We start from the raw sequence: 17,512 nt of genomic DNA on the forward strand, positions 1-17,512 counted from the left end.
TTTAGCTTTAAATTGTCCATAGTCTCTCTTTGTTAAATTTGTTCGTTTTTTGGTCGAAACAGAATTAATTTAACGAAAGAGGGGCGCCTTTTATATACCCCTTAGACACACTTTATGGGACGGTATGGGAATGCATACTCGCCAGCTTTACAGGCTATGAACTTAATACTACTCGTCATACTTAAGGCAGAACTTAAGACTATGCATTACCACGCAGAGCTGTTTAATATGCTAATTACTCTACCTCTCTTAGCGAGTTACTAATAGCTTCAAATCTCAGAGACATTTTTTAGTAGCTTTGTAACTCATCTCAATCTATAAAGTATGAATCTAGATTCATTTATGGTGAGAAAGGTGAAATACGTTTTAACACTGCTAATTTTCTTCCATCCTCATTTCATCAGCTCTCAGACAATAACAATATGTGGTGCAAGCTTTCCACCTTCGACAATTGTTGAAAATGGCAAACTTACGAAAGGTTATTCGATTGAGTTGATTGCTGAAGCATTCAGCCGTTTACAACTAGAGTATAAATTGTTGGTTTTGCCGTGGAGCCGTTGTTTAAAGCAAGTGCAGACTAATGATATTGATGCTGTTATAGATACAAGTACTCATAACCAGCCTATTATCACTGGAGACTTGGCAATAAGTTATAACCAACTTGCAATATATGTGCGTAAGGATTTCTATGAGGATAAATATTCTGCTGGTTCACTAAAAAAGCATCTCTTGGGAATACCTAGAGGTTACACCAGCTATTTGAATATCGCGAAAGACCATGAATGGAAAACCTTTGAAGCTGACAATGAAGAACACATGTTTATTATGCTAAAAAAGGGGCGTTTTGATTATGTGTTTGCTGATACATCAACTGCCTTGGAAGTCGCATCGAAAGTGAATGTCGCCGTTAAGTCACTTAAACCTGTTGTGACCTCTGAAGCCTATTATCTTGGCTTTAGTCCGAATAATAGAAAACTTGCAACCGCCTTTGACCAAGTATTAGATCAGATGATTAAAGATGGTGCTATGGATAGGATTTACTCACGGTATCTACCTTATAGCTACACAGAGATTAAAAAGATAAATACAGCGTTATCATTGGAAAATGATTAAGCTTGCTTATGGTTTTGAAAACGTTACTTCATTGATTATTCTAGTTTGAGCCTATCACGTATGTCACAAATTGAAACAGCCATGAGCATCGCTTTAGATGCTCATAAGGGCCAAGTAGACAAAGCTGGTGCGGCTTATATTTTACATCCTCTTCGCATTATGGGGAAAATGTCGAATGATGCTGAGCGCATCGTCGCTCTATTACATGATGTACTTGAAGATTCTTCTTATACGGCTAAGGACTTATTAGCTGAAGGAATAAGTACTGAGCTTGTTGATGCTGTGATTGCATTGGCTAAAACGCTTGATAGTAAGGGGCTCCCCATTGCTTATGATAATTACCTGATTCAGGTTAAGTCTAATCCGTTAGCCTGTCGCGTGAAGCTTGCTGATCTTGAAGATAATATGGACTTATCTAGATTAAATCAGGTGACTGAGAAAGATATTAAGCGGGTTGAAAAGTATCAAAAAGCCAAAGCTTTCTTATTAAGTTAACTTACTTGCTTTAAAGCCAGCGCTTTTAATTGAGGGCTAAAATCACTGGCAGTTAAGCTTTTTGAGTTTACTAATTACGGATTGAAACAGGAAGTTTAAATTCGATTAGTAGGCCGCCCCATTCTGACTCTGTAAGATCCCAAGTACCATTGTGAATTTGTACTATTTTATCAACAATAGATAAGCCTAGCCCAGAGCCTTGTTGCCCTGAACCAACCACTCGGAAAAAGCGCTCTTTTATCCTATTTCTAAGTTCTGCTTCAACACCTGGTCCAGAATCGGCAATACTGATGATGACATTTTGTTTAAGGTTATCTAGATGGCAAGCTAGTTTAATTTTACCCTGATCAGGAGTGTATCGGACTGCATTGTCTATGATATTGCGAAGTAGACTTTGCATAAGTGGCGCGTTTGCTTCAAGGTCAATATTTTTATCGCTAATGTTTTTGATAAAAGTTTGTTGCTTCTGTGCAAATTTATCCTCTTCAAAACTGATTGCTTGATGGCATAAAAGTCGAATATCTAGGGTTTCAAATTGCGCTTTATCCAGTTGACCTTCAGTTCTACTTAAAGCAAGTAGCTGATTAACTAAGTGAGTCATACGAGAAATGCCTTTCTTCATACTATAAAGACTCGTCTGAAGCTCAGCTTGGCTTTGCTCTTTTTGCTCTTTACTAAGATCTGGATCTATAAGGCTATCATCAATCGCATTTTCAGCATGAATTAACAAAGAGGCTAACGGTGTTCTTAACTCATGTGCCGCATCTCCAACAAAGCGCCTTTCTCTTTGATGAGCTTCGTCTAAACGATCAAATAAGTTATTTAGCTCTAGTAGGAGCTCATTCACTTCTAAAGGTGCTTTTTCATCTTCTAGCTTCTCGAGATTTCTATAGTGTCTCTTTTTTACTGTTGTGCTTAGTCTATTTAACGGCATAAGACCACGCTTTGTGATAAACCAAACAAGAATGATGAGAAGCGGAACAAACACAAGAATGGGAATTAGATTACTTTGTACTATTTCATTAACTAACTCTTGGCGTATCTCGGTTTCTTCTGCAACCACTAACCACCAACGATCGGACTGAGAATAGAGAGTGAATGTACGCCACTCTTCGCCCCCTACTTCTTTGGTGCTAAAGCCTTCTTTAAAGTCTGTTAGTGATGACCTAGGTGCGAAGGGTGAACTTATTATGAGTGTATCTTTGTCCCAGATTTGGAAAGCAAGCTTGCGTTCATATTCATGTGAATAACCCGGGTCAGAGGCATTGCTAAGGTTTAAGGAGTCTAGAATCTGTTGCTTATTGTGGCTAGTTTGACGCGTTATTACACCATGAAGAACACGGCTAGATTGAGCAAGATTGGCATCAAAAATCTCTTCAACTTCATGGCCTGCTTCATAATAAACAACGAGAGCAGGTATTATGGTCATAACTAATGCCCAAAAGGTTAAATTCAGGGTTAAGTAGCGCTTGATCGAATATTGTTTTTTTGACGCTTGGCTCGGCTTATTTCTCATGCTGGCTTTTCTGCCTTATAACCCATTCCTCTTACTGTTTTGATAAACTCTGGGTAAATTTTCTTTCTGAGGTGGTGGATATGAACTTCAATACTGTTAGATTCCACATCACCGTCCCAACCATAAACGACATCTTCAAGCTTTGCACGTGAGAGAATCTGGCCAGGGTGATTTACAAACTCCATCAGAAGCGTAAATTCGCGCCTTCCTAAAGTGAGATCGTTACCATCAAGGGTTACTTGCATACTAGCGGGGTTAATATTAAGTCTGCCAAAAGCAATGGTTGGCTCACTATGACCATGATGACGGCGGCTTAAAGCACGCATTCGGGCTTTTAACTCGGCAATTTCAAACGGCTTAGGTAAGTAGTCATCAGCCCCAAGATCAAGTCCTTGAATTTTATCGTCTAAACTATCGTTCGCAGTCAAAATTAACACTGGTGTATTGAGTTGCTGTTTACGGATCGCACTTAGTAGCTCAAGACCACCCATTCCTGGCAAATTTAAATCGAGTAACAAAAGGTCGAAGCTTTCTGTTTGCAGGGCTGCTAAGCCCTGCTTTCCATCCATCAACCAATCAACTTGATAACCTTCGCGGGTAAGGGACTTTTTGATACCTTTACCAAGCAGGTCATCATCTTCTACAAGTAAAACTCTCATGCTAATTATCTAATCTCAAACAGTTTTTTATTTATGCTAGGTGGTTTCATATGTGAATGCCACCCTTGGCACATCGAAATGAAAATATCTTACTTATTCCTTAGCTAGGCTTGCATTAAACCAAACCTGCATGGCGGCGTATTGTTGGCAATTGTTTATTTATCGCCTTGCTCACTAGGTTTGGTAGTACTTGGTTAAGTTTACTGAAAAACCTCTCAGGCCAGCCAATTGCCAATTCATGCATATCGCTATCAAGTAAGCGTAAAAGCTGCTCTGCAACCTCATCAGGTGAATCCATAGCAACATTTAGTTCTTTATTCATTGCGATAATATTTGCTGTACTCAGCTTTGTATTCGTTGCTCTAGGCGATAAGTATTTTATTTTCACGTTAGTTTGGGACAACTCACGACCTAGCGCTTCAGAAAAGCCTCTTAGGGCATATTTACTGGCGCAATAACTACTAAAACCTGGATAACCAATGCTACCAAAAGTAGAACCTATATTTACTATTTGTGCATCGTCTTGCTGTTCTAAGTGAGGTAATAGTGCCTTACTCAATAAGATAGGAGTCAGAGTATTTAGCTTGATAATCTGTTCTATTTTTTTATCGGGTGTGTCTTCTAAAAAAGAGAACTGGTTATCACCAGCGCTATTAATTAGCGTATTGATTGGTGTGGGTGAATCTTCAATATATGAGATGAGTCGACGGCGTTGCTCTTCTTCAAGTAAGTCACAGCTAAAAATAGCGACTTGTTTTGAGTCTATACCTTGTTGATTAATCAACTTTTCCTTTAGTTCTAGCAAGGCTTGTGTATCTCTTGCGACTAATAATACGTTAGCACCATTCTCAACGAGATGTTGAGCAAAGCGTTGGCCAATACCACCTGTTGCACCTGTAATGATTGCATTGGTTTTTTCAATCTTCATGGTCTTACCTCATTGCTATTGGTTTATGTGTTTAAGTGTTTAAGTGATAGTGTCAGTATGAATGGCGAACCTTAAATCAAGCTTAAGGAAGTGAGATAAAACTGATTAAACTCTGTTATTTGCTGTAGAACATAATGCCAAATATTCATACGCTTTTTCCCATTGCAATGACTAGCTGGCGTTCATCTGGATTGCCTTGAATTGCACGTCGTCCGTGCATGACGCGGGTATTATCAATAATGATCATGTCACCGTTTTCCCAATCGAGCTCATAGGTGTGGGCTTCTGCATATTCAGCTAGCTGATCTAGTTCTGATTGTTCAATGAGACTACCGTCAGCATGATGATAAACTGGTTTCTGGTAATTAAATGAAGGGCCTAGCAAAGCATTAGCAAATGCGGTTTTACCCTTATGTTTTGATAAAGGGTTTATTTTTAAACTGTAATCAAGCTCCCTTTTTGCATTCAGTGCGCCATCTTGACCAGGAACCATCTTAAGAACGTCTTCTAGATGCTGCCTTGTCACATCTTGTCCTACAGCTAGCTTTGGGTGCTCATTACGGACATAGGCCTTCCATAGTAATTCAGGTAAGGTTCGAGTAACCCTGATAGGTGAATCAAAGCGCTCTTGTATCGATTTAGGCAGAGCCTCGTATAGAGAAACACCATCGCACAGGATTGTTTGAGAACCCTGACGGGCACTTTTCTGACTATAAAATGCTACCAAAGAGGGTGGGAAGGGAGTGTTTCCATTTTCAATATGTAGACCAACCGCTTGAGTACCTGCATCCACTTTTTGACTCATACTAGTGGTAAACTCTCTGGCTGGATCAAATGTTATCTGTTGGCAAAAGTGTAATATTAACTCGTTAAAGCTATCTAGATTATGCTGAAAGCCTCTAAATAATGCCCAACCTTGTTCCTCTAATCCTAATTGTGCTTGGGCGAGATGATGAGATTTGATTGATTCATTTTCTTTTGAAGACACTAAAAAATAGGGGTTAAATGCGGTTATCTTATTTCTAGTATTAAGCATGTTTAGTCCTTTTATAATTAACAGTTAGCCTACTGAAAACTATATTCGGCTTAGCTTAAATGAGTCTTAAATCAGCGATTTCTAATTAAAAAAAGAGCCTATGAATAGACTCTTTTAGATTTCTCTGCTTCTACTTCTAACTTGCTAATATAAGGCATCTAATCTTGCTTTGTAGTGTGAAAAAATAGCATCACGACGTATCCGTCCATTGTCTGTTAAAAGTTGGTTTTGGGTGCTGAAAGCTTCATCGGATCGAATCCACGAATTTACTTGGGCATAATCAGGCAAACCTTGATTGATTTCGTTTAGAGTAAGGGTGATTTGGTCATTAGATGTTGATAAATCTGCAGTAATTATGGCATTTAGCCAAGGTTTCGCATCACCAAAAACCGCAACTTGTTTGATATTGCTTGAATGAATCAGTTCCGACTCTATCCATTCAGGGGCTATGTTTCTGCCAAAACTACTGACTAAAAGGTTTTTGCGGCGGCCAGAAATATAGAGGTACCCATCATCATCTATATAACCTAAATCTCCTGTATGGACCTCATTATTTTTTTGCCCTTGGTTTAGGTCATCTTGATGTAAATAGCCTAACATAGCCTGACCAGAAACTATGATTTCACCCGATTCATCAATACGTACCTGCGTATGAGGTAATACTTTACCAACACTGCCTACCTTATTGTTATCAGGTGTATTCAGACTAACGGTCGCTGCACATTCAGATAGCCCATACCCTTCATAGATAGGCATGCCAAGCTCATGGGCTTTTTCTAGGGCTGACTGAGTACTTTTTCCTCCACCTACAGCGGCAAATTTAAGACTGCTAAAGAAGCTTGGTGTCGTCTGTTTTAGCTGAATCACACTTTTTAGTAATTGGGGTAAAAGAATTAAACTGTCAGGTTGGTAGCACTCGATCGCTTGAGCGAATTTTTCAGGATTAAACTGTGAACTTTGCTCGAACCCTAAATCACTTAAGGGTTCGATTTGAATGCTATTTCCCATAATAAGAGGCACATAAATACCGGCAATATTTTCTAGTAAAGTGGCTAATGGCATAATGCATAGATGATGTTTAATGCCATGATTTTCAATTGTTTTAGCAAGAGCTAGGCTAACGTTCTCTATGTTCTCAAGTGAGAGACAAACACCTTTAGGTTGACCTGTTGAGCCTGAGGTATAAGTGATTTTTGCAACTTGCTGCAATTGCTCTGTATTAGGTTTAGTTAGGTTATTTAAAATAACTAACTGAGCATGGCTCAAAGTTAGTGTTTCTTGAATCGTAAAGATTTCTGAATCAAACTTTTGACAAAGAACTGCTTCAATACCAGCGTCTTTTATTAAGTGCTGAATTTGCCCTTTACTAAAGAATAGAGGGATAGGAATAAGGCTAATGCCAAGTGACATCGCGGCAAGATCAGCAATGACCCAATTAATTGAGTTATCCATATAAAGTGCAATGCACTGGAATTGAAAAGGCTTTAGCTGGTCGGCTAATTCGGTTACAGCATTAAACAGAGCCTGATTATTTAGCGTCGTTTTCCCTGACACAATAGCTGTTTCTTGTGGTTCCTTGTTTGCGCGTTGGGATAATGTATTAAGTAAAAAATTCATAATATGACCTTAAGATAAAGTGGTTAGTGGCTGCTGTTTGTTTGGGTTTTAAGTTCCATAAATCGCTGTCTTGCTTGCGCTACATTAATTAAAATTATTTTGGGTTTATCTTCATAAAAACTTCCCCAAGAATGCTGTTCTTTACCTAATCGAGATTTATCAACATCATGAATAATATGGGCTTTAATCCCTAGGCGACGATAAACCACTCGCATGACACCAGTCCCAGTGGATACAAACCACTCAATACCTTGTTGGTGTAGATAATCTGCTGTATAGGCAAACAGGGCTTTACAGCTTTTTGCATCGGAAGAGGCTAGATTGCCAGTTTCACCTATACTGTTTCTTTCAATGTTTTTACCAATATAGTTCGAGACTAAAGATTCAATGCTTTGGTCTAAATAATGCTCTAAGAAAAGCGATTCTTCTCTTGCGAGGCGGTAACCTAGCGCTGTATCAACTTCATTTTCTTGATTGAAAATGGCAAGCAATGACGGCGCAAAGTGAGTGAGTTCTGCACCATGGTGTTTGCGAAAAATATTTTTAATAAAATCTTCTACTTGCGGGCGACTAGTGTCACCTTTTTTAATAGATCGAACTTTGCTTTCTTGTCCGATGACATAAGGCTTGCTTTGTCCATTAACTAGGTTAGAAGATGTTTTAATCTTAGGTTGCTTTAGTGACCAGTGCGGTTGGCTTTTTAGGTGTTTAGTATTATTTAGGTTTTGTTTGCTCATGACATATAATCCATTACTAATTGGTATGTTGAGCAGAATATGAGATTAACCTTATACGAAACTTAAATTATAAATTACTTAATTATAAAATCTTACAATATGGAAACTTGATATACGTTTGAGAAGGACGTCGACTATGTACCAACTATATTATTATCCGCTTAATGCCAGTATGGCTCCTCATTTTGTCTTACAAGCCATAGGGGTGCCTTTTAAGGCTATTTTGTTAGACCGTAACAAACAGCATCATAAAAGTTCAGAATATTTAGCTTTAAACCCATTAGGGCGAATCCCGACATTAGTTAAAGATGACCTTATCATCACAGAGAGTGCTGCTATTTGTTTATACCTTGCAGAACGCTATTCTGAAGCAGGTTTGATACCAGATAGTGAAGATGTGAAGCGAGGTAAGTGTTATCAGTGGCTAATGTTTTTAACTAATACATTACAAGCTGAAATCATGATTTCTGAGTATCCTTCACGTTATGTATCTCCAGATCAAACTCAGGCATTGTTAGCAAATCAAGAAACACGAATAGGGCAGCTGTTAAAGCAAATTGATAGTCATTTGTCTGAGCATGTTTTTTTCTTAGGGAATGATATTAGTGTCTGTGATTTCTACTTTTTTATGTTAGCCATTTGGGCTGATGAGCTAGAAAGGCCTCCTTTAGCTTACCCTAATATTGCTAGGCAATTGCGTTATATGGCGCAACAAGAAGCCGTGATTAATGTGTGTGAGAAAGAAGGGTTTAGCCTTCGGGATTATCAATAAAAGCGATCAAAAAAGTTAACAAGAAGCGCTATAGAGAAAGAAAAGGAGTAAGGAATAACTTAAAGTTTATTTAAATTTTTTCTTACTTTATAAGCTTTCTAAAAATGCTTTTAAGTTTGCCTTTTCTTCTGCTGACAGGTTAAGTGGCTTTAATATAGCGATACCATCAGTGTGTAGGCGTTCCTCATCTATATTTGAATAGTGCTCTATCACTGCATCTAAATTGGCTAAACTTCCTTGGTGCATATAAGGCGCTGTGAAGATTATGCTTCTAAGAGAAGGCACCATGAACTCGCCAAAATTTCTATGTTTTAATGTCACGTGTTTCGCTAAAATTTTACTCTGATTGCTGGTGTCATCATTATGAATACCTAGGCTTGAAAATGGAGATTTCTTAAGGTTCTTAATGCCTTGATATCTACCCTTATCCACCTTGCCTTCACGGTCAAAATAACTCATGCCAATATCCGCAAATTCGTTATTGCTAAAGAGAGGTCCACTATGACAAAAGTGGCAATTTCCTTTTCCGATAAAGAGTTTTAATCCTTTTATTTTGGCTTGGCTATAACGAGACATTTGCTCTTTATCCTGTTTAAGTAAGGCTTCTCTAAATAGATCAAACTCACTTTTTGAAGATATTAATGTACCTTGATAGCTTGCTAATAATTTACCGATAAAGACGAGTTTATCTTGCTCCGTTTGAGCGTTCTTCCATATAGGATGTGTTACGAGATTTCTATATTTATATTGGTTAACCTGTAAGTAATTGCTTACTTTATTTATATCTAGGCTCATCTCGGTAGAACTTAATAAGGCTCTAATGCTTGCTCCCCATAAAGTGTCTGTATCACCGCTCCAGCCGTACCAATGTTTATACTTAATATTTAATAAGGTCGGGGTATTTCTTATACCTAAGTTGAGCCCAATTGAAAGAGGACTTTGGTCTGTAAAGCTTTTATTTGGCTGGTGACAAGTAGCGCAAGACACCTGGTTGTTAGCAGAGAGGTTTGCATCAAAAAATAGCTTTTTTCCAAGCTCAATTGCCCTTGGGTCTTGATCAAGAGAGTTGGTTAAATCTGGTGTATTAGAAGTCGGCGGCCATGGGCCAAACTGACTAATAACGGCTAATTCACTCGGGCTAAATTTTATATTCTCTTGGGTGTGAGAAAAGGATGAAAAGCTGAGTAATAAGATGCAGCTTAGCCATTTTAATTTCGTGCTTTTTCCTATTTCTCTAAGGTAAATCATAGTTATAAAATAATGCCTGAGGGTGAGAATCCAGGTTAAAACTAAATCGCCATAGCCCCGGCATATGCAATAAGTTGCCCTGAATCAGAAAGCGACCTTCTTCTAGTTGAATGATACTAGGTTGGTAATTCATACCATGTTTATGCAGTGGCATTTGCGCGTTGAATTTAAGTTTACCTGAATAGGGATGCAGGCCTTGGCAAACTGAAACAAACAAACTGAAAGGTTCGCTAGTACTTATAGTGCTTGGTTGGCTTTTAGCACTTAAGGTAACTTGGCCCGATGTGATGGCGATCCATGGGGAGTCAAGCTGGTGGCACTCGCTCTCATCTGCGGCCGCGATTAATTGGCTGTTGATTAAAAGACTGGCTCCTAAGATCAGATATTTGTTTGCTATCACGGGCTTACCTTTTATCTTTTAGAGCCCATTGGGCGAGAGTTTGAGCATTTTTATAGGCAATGTTTTGCTTTAATTCTTGAGGTAAAGTGTTAAGCCATTCTCGAGACCAGTCCGCATGATCTATCACATAATACCAACGTTCTGGTGCATAGGTGTCTGTACCCACCATGAAGCGAAAAGGGTACTTTTTGAACAAGGTAAGCCATTCATCATGAACCTTACCATTTGATGAATGTTCATAACGAAAGGCTAAATCAGCGGATAAGTTAGGGTAGTTAGCAAGCATTTCATCGATAACATGAGGTTGTTCAAAGCCTGAATGGGCCCATAGTACTTTAATATTTGGGTTTTGATCGAATAAGTACTTAACGGCTTCGGCATCAGAATGAGCATGTAAAAATATCTTATACTGAGACGCTAATCTAATGACGGCTTGCATAACGGGTAGCTTGGCATCGTCTCCAAAAATATGGAACTCACCGATACCTGCATAGGTATTAGTGGCAAGTTTGTTTTCCAATAATTCAATGACACTTTCATCTTTAAACCAAGTGCTGAGTTCTCCTCTTTTTCGATAGGGGCGAAGAACTGGCACAATCAGCTCTGGTGCAACTTGGTAGAGTAATTGAGTGCCTTGATCACTAGAGCTTGAAACAAAGGCTTTTTTAAGACCCGCATCTTTAAGCACTTGTACCGCCTTTTTAGGTGGCAACATATCCCAAGCATCATGACTGTAATGTATGTGCGTATCAACGAGTGGGAACACGGGGGTATTTGCATAAGCGGTGTTTTTCAAACCGACTAAGAATAGCAATAAAGAGAACACTGGTATCATGAACTGCTGCATAGGGTACCTAGAAGAGTCATTGAATAAGTCTTTATAATATGAGACAGCTAAAGCATAAAATCAATAATCAGACAGGCACAACACTTCATAGGAATTAGCTTGTACAAGGAAGGAATTGCTAGGTGTTAGTTCCATCTATGGTTATGCTATCTCTATATTCATTTTGTACTGAGCTAAGGTAGTAATTGTTTATGAGTAATCAATTAGCCAATGGTATTGATAATTTTGATCGCCATATTCTAGATATTTTACAAGAATCTAATCGTACCACTTCGGATCAAATTGCAGAACAAGTTGGCTTATCTGCTGCCGCTGTGCAGCGTCGAATTAAACGCATGCGAGAGCAGCAGATTATTCGTGCAGACATCTCTGTTGTGAATCCAAAAGCTGTTGGGCAAAACATTAGCTTGATCGTACAGGTAACGCTAGAGCGTGAAAGGATGGATTTGTTAGATAGCTTTAAAAAAGCCATGAGTGATCATAAGTCTGTTCAGCAATGCTATTACGTTACTGGTAGTTCGGACTTTATTCTGCTTGTGAGCGCTGCAGACATGGAAGAGTACGAAGAATTCACCCGTGAAGTTTTCTTTGGCAATGATAACGTAAAAGGCTTTGAAACCAATGTGGTTATGGACTCAGTTAAGTCTGGTTTGAGTGTCCCAGTACTTTTAAATACCTAATCTTTAATCACAAAAAAGAGGAGCTTGTTTAAGCTCCTCTTTTTGTTTCAGTTAGTAGGACTTAGCCATGTACTAGCTGTTGGTATAGTTCAGGGTCAGTTGCCCCCTCAGTACCGATAACAAGCACCTGACTCTGATCAGTTAGACCTAGTGCTGCGGCTAAATCTTTATCTTGGCTTGCTAGCATGGTAGCGGCTAAACCAGGAACGGCTGACTCACCTGCTTCGATAGAAGGTAAACCATCAAAGCTGTTTGCAAGCATTTGCATGGTTGGGGCTATGGTATCTTCACTTAATGTTAAGAAGTCATCGGCGCCATTTTTAAGAATTTCCCACGCAAGAGCTGATACTTCACCACAAGCTAAACCAGCCATCAGTGTTTCTAGGTCGCCATCCACTACGATTGGTTTGCCCGCTTTAGCACTTAACTGAAGACAGTTGGCTTGCTCTGGTTCAACAATAATAATGCGTGGACGTTTGTCACCCCATAAGTCCCAGAAATAGCCAGTTACTGCTGAGGCTAAACCACCAACACCACCTTGAATAAAGATATGAGTAGGAATCTTAGTTTCAAGTTGCTCAACAATCTCAGCCAACATCACGGTATAACCCAGTGCGACATCTTTTGGGATTTCCATATAACCTTCATAGCTGGTATCCGACACTATGATACGGCCATGTGCTTTGGCTTCGCTATCCGCTAAACGTACAGATTCATCATAGTTGCCCGAGATACGAACCACTTCAGCACCAAAAGCCTGCATTGCTTGCTTACGGCCTTCAGATACATCTTTATGGATGTAAATAACACAGCCACAACCAAACATTTGTGCACCCCAAGCAACGGAGCGCCCATGGTTTCCGTCAGTTGCACAGCTAATGGTTATTTGTGCAAGTTCTGCTTTTAAGCTGCCATCTAATAGTTCATCAACACTTGGTTTTGAACCTAGTTTGTTAGCGAGTGTCTGTTGTAACTGACAAGCGACGGCATAGGCACCACCTAAAGCTTTAAAGCTTTTTAAACCGAATCTTTGTGATTCATCTTTGTAGAAGATACTGCCAACACCAATGTCAGCGGCTAATTGGTTGAGTGAATGCAGTGGCGTTTCAGCATAGGCTGGCCAAGTTTTGATATCGGCAATGGCAGAAATGGAATTTGCCACACTCAAGATGTTTTTTTGTTCAGCACTATACTGGTTATCTTTATGGGCCAATGGATTGGCAAAATGAGATAGTTTTCCGTCAAGTCTTGTCATGTTACTTAATACCTTAGCCGTATGTGATGGATAAATATTACGTTAAGCCTGTGCGGGGAAACGGTAATCTCGACTATGGATTTAAGGATATTCTTTAAAGACACAAGGGTTTTATCATTTTTACTGAATTAGAAGGATTATTCGCTAATCGCTTAGGATCTGTTTGAGAAAAATGACGAGATAGTTGAGAAAATTTAAGAAATTGTAAACTAGGCTCGCCATGTGCTGAGCTTTTTTTTATGATGGCGAGCAAATACTATTACCGCTTTGGTTGTGGTCAAACAAGATTAAATTAATAAGGGCAAAGTTAAATGCTGTTTTACAAAATGGGGTTAGTCGTGACCAGTGCTGTTGCCTTAGCAGCATGTTCGAGTACTTTTTACATCGATGTTCAGAATATGACTGACCAACCTATCTCCTATATAGATGCTAATGGCACCAACTCTAAGATAGAGGCTCAATCAACAAGTAAAGAGGTTTACAGCTTTAACTGCATTCGTATTGAGCGTGATGGTGTGACTTATGAATTCAACTCTGATGTGGCCTTTCCATTACGATACAATCAGGTAGACCTTATTGAAGACGGTTTTAACGCTGCAATAGTTGAGAGTGATGAAACTAGCGAGGCTGGTGAGAAAGCGCCTTTGCGTTTGCTGATGGATGATGGCTTAGGTGGCACCATTGAGTTAGAAGAAGGCTGTAACACAGGTGTGAGAGATAAAATTTTCACAGGTGATTTAAAGAACTTCTAGTTGTGTTTGAGTAACTTCTTAAAACTAAGGAAATCCAAGTCATATTGCGAGTAAGTATTCTCGTTTGCTGACTTTACTCATCTTCTTTAGTTTTCCAATCTAAGTTCAAACGTTATAATGCTGACAACTTAAAGTGAGGTGCAGCAATGAGTGAAACAGAAGAGTCTATCGGATTTAAACGTCTAAAGTGGCATTGTCGTCGTGGCATGCTGGAACTGGATGTCTTGCTAGAGCCTTTTTTAGAAGAAGAATTTGAGAAGCTTGACGATGATGATAAGCGTCGCTTTTACAAGCTAATTCAAGTTGAAGACCAAGAGATGTTTGTTTGGTTTATGCAACGAGAAGTACCTAGCGATCCTGATATTGCACGTATAGTTAAGATTATTCTTGATCGTGTACAGCCTGAAAACTACCAGGCTTAAAACCTCTTTCTATGAAGCGGTACCTTGGCTCTGCTTTTGCTGGGGCCTGGTACTGGCTTGTCATATCTGGTTAAGTCCCCAATTATATTTAGAGCTTAGTTTATTCCACGCTGTGGCTGTAACTTGTCTGCTCATTGCAAGGCGCTTGGTGTATCTTGACCAAGGTGCCATTAGTATTAAGACGAATCTGGCTGTTTTAGATACTAACAGTGGCAGATATAAAGTTGAGTTTAAGAGTTTTAATGCTTGGCGTTTATTAGCGGTAATAACGCCAGAAGACGCTATCCAGACGACATCAAATACTTGGGTAAGCTACTTTAAGTTTTCTTTTTGGCTAACCAAGCTGAAGCGTGCTTTGTTTGAGCCAGCCTATCTTAGTATTTACCACAGCATGTTAAGTAAAGAAGAGTTCGCTTATTTACGTTCATTTGCCGCCTACCAATGTCATACAGGAAAAGATAAAGCTTAATAATTAGGCTTTATCTTTTCGATAAACAAATAAGTAAATGGCTAAACTGAATGTTAGTCTTTAAAGGGAGAGAGTATAGTGGGGCTAGATTCTTGCGCTAAATCTGGGTGATCGAGCGTAAAATGCAAACCACGGCTTTCTTTACGTGTCATTGCAGATTTGATGATTAGTTTGGCAACCACAGCTAGGTTTCGTAACTCTAATAAATCATTACTTACCTTATAGTTACTATAAAACTCGTCGATTTCAGACAGTAATAAATCTACTCTGTGCTTGGCTCTAATAAGGCGTTTATCTGTTCTTACTATTCCCACGTAATCCCACATGAAGCGGCGCAGTTCATGCCAGTTATGGGCAATCACAACGTCTTCATCTGAGTTAGTTACTTGAGTTTCATCCCATGCTGGGATACTCGCTGGGTAGTAAGTAAGTTCGCCTGAATTAAGAATGTCTTGCGCTGCTGACCTTGCATATACAATGCACTCTAATAGTGAGTTACTAGCTAAGCGGTTAGCCCCATGAAGGCCAGTATAGGAGGTTTCGCCAACCGCATATAAGTTGGCAAGATCTGTTTGTCCTTGCTGATTAACTAGCACGCCACCACAGGTGTAATGGGCTGCAGGCACGACAGGAATTGGTTCTTTTGTCATGTCATAGCCATAACTTAGGCAACGCTCATAGATGGTTGGGAAATGAGATTTTATAAAATCACTGCCTTTATGCGTGATATCTAACAGCACATGATTCACCCCTAGACGTTTGATCTCATGGTCAATTGCTCTGGCAACCACGTCTCTAGGAGCAAGCTCTTTACGATCATCAAAGCGAGACATAAAAGCACTACCATCAGGTAGTAATAAACGTCCACCTTCACCACGAACGGCTTCAGAGATTAAGAAGGTTTTGGCTTTGGAGTCATAAAGACAGGTAGGGTGAAACTGATTAAACTCCATGTTTGCTACACGACAACCAGCACGCCAAGCCATAGCAATACCATCACCTGATGCGGTATCAGGGTTACTGGTATAAAGGTAAACTTTACTGGCACCACCGGTTGCTAATGCGACTTTGGCGGCTTTGAAAACATCTACTTCACCGGTTTTATGGTTCAAACTGTATAAGCCGATGCATTCATTTTCACTTTGATTCGCCTGATTGACCTTGTGTTTAGTGATTAAGTCTATGGCAACGCGATCAGGGTAAAAGGTAATGTTAGGGTGCTTAGATGCATTGTCGATAAGAGTGTTCGAGATGGCTTGGCCTGTTGCATCTGCACTATGAATAATGCGTCTGTGGCTGTGACCACCTTCTTTTGTCAGGTGATAATGTTCACCGCCTTCATAACGAGTAAAAGGCACACCTTGTTCTATCAGCCAATCAATACTTTGTTTAGATTGCTCAACCGTAAAGCGCACTGCATCAGTATCGCCCAAATCAGCACCAGCTATCATGGTGTCTTTGATATGAGAGTCGACAGTATCCTTGTCGGATAAAACGGCAGCGACACCCCCTTGGGCATATAAAGTCGCGCCTTCGTGAATATCACCCTTGGTTAAAATGGCAACCTGGTGTTTATCTGCAAGCTCTAAAGCAAGGGTAAGCCCAGCTGCGCCAGCACCTACGATTAAAATGTCAGTTTGATATTCACGGCTCATTATTTGTTCTAATTCAACTGTAAAAGATTAATGGTACTATTGTTAACCTCGCTATGGGAATACTTGCCTGTTTTGAAAACGACGTGATGATGCAATTTTATGCAGCTGGGCAGTAATAATTTGATTGAAAATAGTGAGATTGAATTGATAAAGGCGATTTAGTCCTTATTTCTTAGGATTACTTTGTCCTAAATTTTCTTTAAAGTGACTGGCTAGATGGTTTTAGTCAAAATTTATATGAACTAGTTATTGATCCAGTGGTCAACCAATAACAATAAGGTTGTAAAGGCGCTGGAAAATAATGGTTTTGAATGAGGTGCCTATGCAGCACAGTTCATCTTCCGACCAAGAGTTGGTTGAAAGAGTTCAAAATGGTGATAAAAAAGCCTTTGATTTATTGGTTTTAAAGTACCAATACAAGGTGATGGGCCTTATTGGACGATATGTTTCAGATAAACATGAAGTCATGGATGTTGCCCAAGAAAGTTTTATTAAAGCCTATCGTGCGATTGGTAACTTTCGTGGAGACAGTGCCTTTTATACATGGCTATATCGTATTGCTGTTAACACAGCAAAAAATTACTTGGTTGGACGTAATCGTCGACCTCCAAGTTCTGATGTTGCCTTGGATGATGAAGAGGAATATACGGTATTTGATGCCTTAGCTGATGTGGATACGCCTGACGCAACCTTAAACAAGGATCGTCTTGAAGCAGCTATTTATGAAACCATTGAGCATTTACCTGAAGAGCTGAAAACAGCCATCAGGTTACGTGAATTTGATGGTTTAAGTTATGAGGATATCGCTCAGATAATGGGATGTCCTGTTGGAACGGTTCGGTCACGTATATTTAGAGCACGTGATGCGATAGAAAAACGCATTCGTCCTTTTATGGGCGGGGGAGAGTAAA

The 17,512-nt window shown here is 39.5% G+C and carries 19 protein-coding genes; 8 read left to right on the plus strand and 11 right to left on the minus strand.

Annotation, left to right across the window (positions count from 1 at the left end; genetic code table 11):
- The first annotated feature begins 354 nt into the window (after positions 1 to 354).
- Together OA91_RS12925 and OA91_RS12930 are read left to right on the plus strand one after the other, a co-directional pair.
- Positions 355 to 1,113 carry a substrate-binding periplasmic protein gene (locus OA91_RS12925; RefSeq protein ID WP_197477805.1) on the plus strand — a complete coding sequence of 253 codons (759 nt, stop codon included), beginning with the start codon at positions 355 to 357 and terminating at the stop codon, positions 1,111 to 1,113.
- A 60-nt stretch (positions 1,114 to 1,173) separates the two neighbouring features.
- A complete protein-coding gene (locus OA91_RS12930) occupies positions 1,174 to 1,608 on the plus strand; it encodes a hypothetical protein (RefSeq protein ID WP_063338777.1) in 435 nt (144 codons plus the stop codon).
- 70 nt (positions 1,609 to 1,678) lie between these two features.
- Here the strand turns inward: OA91_RS12930 and OA91_RS12935 are convergent, their stop codons facing one another.
- The 6 genes from OA91_RS12935 to OA91_RS12960 all read right to left on the minus strand — a co-directional run bounded on the left by OA91_RS12935 (position 1,679) and on the right by OA91_RS12960 (position 8,101).
- Positions 1,679 to 3,037 carry an ATP-binding protein gene (locus OA91_RS12935; protein ID WP_197477806.1) on the minus strand — a complete coding sequence of 453 codons (1,359 nt, stop codon included), beginning with the start codon at positions 3,035 to 3,037 and terminating at the stop codon, positions 1,679 to 1,681.
- An 83-nt stretch (positions 3,038 to 3,120) separates the two neighbouring features.
- Positions 3,121 to 3,783 carry a response regulator gene (locus tag OA91_RS12940; protein WP_063338779.1) on the minus strand — a complete coding sequence of 221 codons (663 nt, stop codon included), beginning with the start codon at positions 3,781 to 3,783 and terminating at the stop codon, positions 3,121 to 3,123.
- A 115-nt stretch (positions 3,784 to 3,898) separates the two neighbouring features.
- Complete coding sequence (locus tag OA91_RS12945) at positions 3,899 to 4,711, minus strand: SDR family oxidoreductase (RefSeq protein ID WP_063338780.1); 813 nt, start codon at positions 4,709 to 4,711, stop codon at positions 3,899 to 3,901.
- 145 nt (positions 4,712 to 4,856) lie between these two features.
- Positions 4,857 to 5,747, minus strand: a complete 891-nt coding sequence (locus OA91_RS12950; RefSeq protein ID WP_082827934.1) for a TauD/TfdA family dioxygenase — start codon at positions 5,745 to 5,747, stop codon at positions 4,857 to 4,859.
- A gap of 144 nt (positions 5,748 to 5,891) precedes the next feature.
- Positions 5,892 to 7,364, minus strand: a complete 1,473-nt coding sequence (locus OA91_RS12955) for an AMP-binding protein (RefSeq protein ID WP_063338781.1) — start codon at positions 7,362 to 7,364, stop codon at positions 5,892 to 5,894.
- Between the two features lie 23 nt (positions 7,365 to 7,387).
- Positions 7,388 to 8,101, minus strand: coding sequence for a thermostable hemolysin (locus tag OA91_RS12960; RefSeq protein WP_063338782.1), 714 nt, complete (start codon positions 8,099 to 8,101; stop codon positions 7,388 to 7,390).
- Positions 8,102 to 8,237: 136 nt separating this feature from the next.
- Between OA91_RS12960 and OA91_RS12965 the strand changes: the two genes are divergently transcribed.
- Positions 8,238 to 8,873 carry a glutathione S-transferase family protein gene (locus OA91_RS12965; protein ID WP_063338783.1) on the plus strand — a complete coding sequence of 212 codons (636 nt, stop codon included), beginning with the start codon at positions 8,238 to 8,240 and terminating at the stop codon, positions 8,871 to 8,873.
- A gap of 87 nt (positions 8,874 to 8,960) precedes the next feature.
- On the opposite strand, the gene OA91_RS12970 is transcribed toward OA91_RS12965, so the two are convergent.
- From OA91_RS12970 to OA91_RS12980, 3 genes are read right to left on the minus strand one after another with little or no spacing between them, the layout of a single operon-like run.
- Positions 8,961 to 10,121, minus strand: a complete 1,161-nt coding sequence (locus OA91_RS12970) for a cytochrome-c peroxidase (protein ID WP_063338784.1) — start codon at positions 10,119 to 10,121, stop codon at positions 8,961 to 8,963.
- The gene (locus tag OA91_RS12975) at positions 10,108 to 10,521 is read right to left on the minus strand and encodes a hypothetical protein (protein ID WP_063338785.1); all 414 of its coding nucleotides are present in this window, start codon (positions 10,519 to 10,521) and stop codon (positions 10,108 to 10,110) included. Before OA91_RS12975 ends, OA91_RS12970 begins: the two co-directional genes overlap by 14 nt.
- 4 nt (positions 10,522 to 10,525) lie before the next feature.
- The gene (locus OA91_RS12980; RefSeq protein ID WP_063338786.1) at positions 10,526 to 11,368 is read right to left on the minus strand and encodes a hypothetical protein; all 843 of its coding nucleotides are present in this window, start codon (positions 11,366 to 11,368) and stop codon (positions 10,526 to 10,528) included.
- Between the two features lie 191 nt (positions 11,369 to 11,559).
- On the opposite strand from OA91_RS12980, the gene OA91_RS12985 reads away from it, so the two are divergent.
- The gene (locus OA91_RS12985; protein WP_063338787.1) at positions 11,560 to 12,048 is read left to right on the plus strand and encodes an Lrp/AsnC family transcriptional regulator; all 489 of its coding nucleotides are present in this window, start codon (positions 11,560 to 11,562) and stop codon (positions 12,046 to 12,048) included.
- Between the two features lie 61 nt (positions 12,049 to 12,109).
- Here OA91_RS12985 and OA91_RS12990 read toward each other — a convergent pair whose 3' ends face one another.
- Complete coding sequence (locus OA91_RS12990; protein WP_063338788.1) at positions 12,110 to 13,303, minus strand: diaminopropionate ammonia-lyase; 1,194 nt, start codon at positions 13,301 to 13,303, stop codon at positions 12,110 to 12,112.
- Positions 13,304 to 13,614: 311 nt separating this feature from the next.
- Here OA91_RS12990 and OA91_RS12995 point away from each other — a divergent pair, with 311 nt between their 5' ends.
- The 3 genes from OA91_RS12995 to OA91_RS24305 all read left to right on the plus strand — a co-directional run bounded on the left by OA91_RS12995 (position 13,615) and on the right by OA91_RS24305 (position 14,946).
- Positions 13,615 to 14,055: a hypothetical protein gene (locus OA91_RS12995; protein ID WP_063338789.1), complete on the plus strand. Its 441-nt coding sequence runs from the start codon at positions 13,615 to 13,617 to the stop codon at positions 14,053 to 14,055.
- A gap of 146 nt (positions 14,056 to 14,201) precedes the next feature.
- Entirely contained in the window at positions 14,202 to 14,477 is a 276-nt protein-coding gene (locus tag OA91_RS13000; RefSeq protein WP_046016706.1) for an FAD assembly factor SdhE, read from the plus strand.
- A gap of 148 nt (positions 14,478 to 14,625) precedes the next feature.
- A complete protein-coding gene (locus tag OA91_RS24305; protein ID WP_157203841.1) occupies positions 14,626 to 14,946 on the plus strand; it encodes a hypothetical protein in 321 nt (106 codons plus the stop codon).
- A 53-nt stretch (positions 14,947 to 14,999) separates the two neighbouring features.
- Here the strand turns inward: OA91_RS24305 and nadB are convergent, their stop codons facing one another.
- Positions 15,000 to 16,601, minus strand: coding sequence for an L-aspartate oxidase (nadB, locus tag OA91_RS13010; RefSeq protein WP_046016704.1), 1,602 nt, complete (start codon positions 16,599 to 16,601; stop codon positions 15,000 to 15,002).
- A 322-nt stretch (positions 16,602 to 16,923) separates the two neighbouring features.
- Between nadB and rpoE the strand changes: the two genes are divergently transcribed.
- Positions 16,924 to 17,511 (plus strand): RNA polymerase sigma factor RpoE, encoded by a 588-nt coding sequence (gene rpoE, locus OA91_RS13015; RefSeq protein WP_046016750.1) that lies wholly within the window; start codon positions 16,924 to 16,926, stop codon positions 17,509 to 17,511.
- Position 17,512 lies beyond the last annotated feature (1 nt).

The organism is Marinomonas sp. SBI8L, from assembly GCF_001624705.1.
Lineage (GTDB): Bacteria > Pseudomonadota > Gammaproteobacteria > Pseudomonadales > Marinomonadaceae > Marinomonas.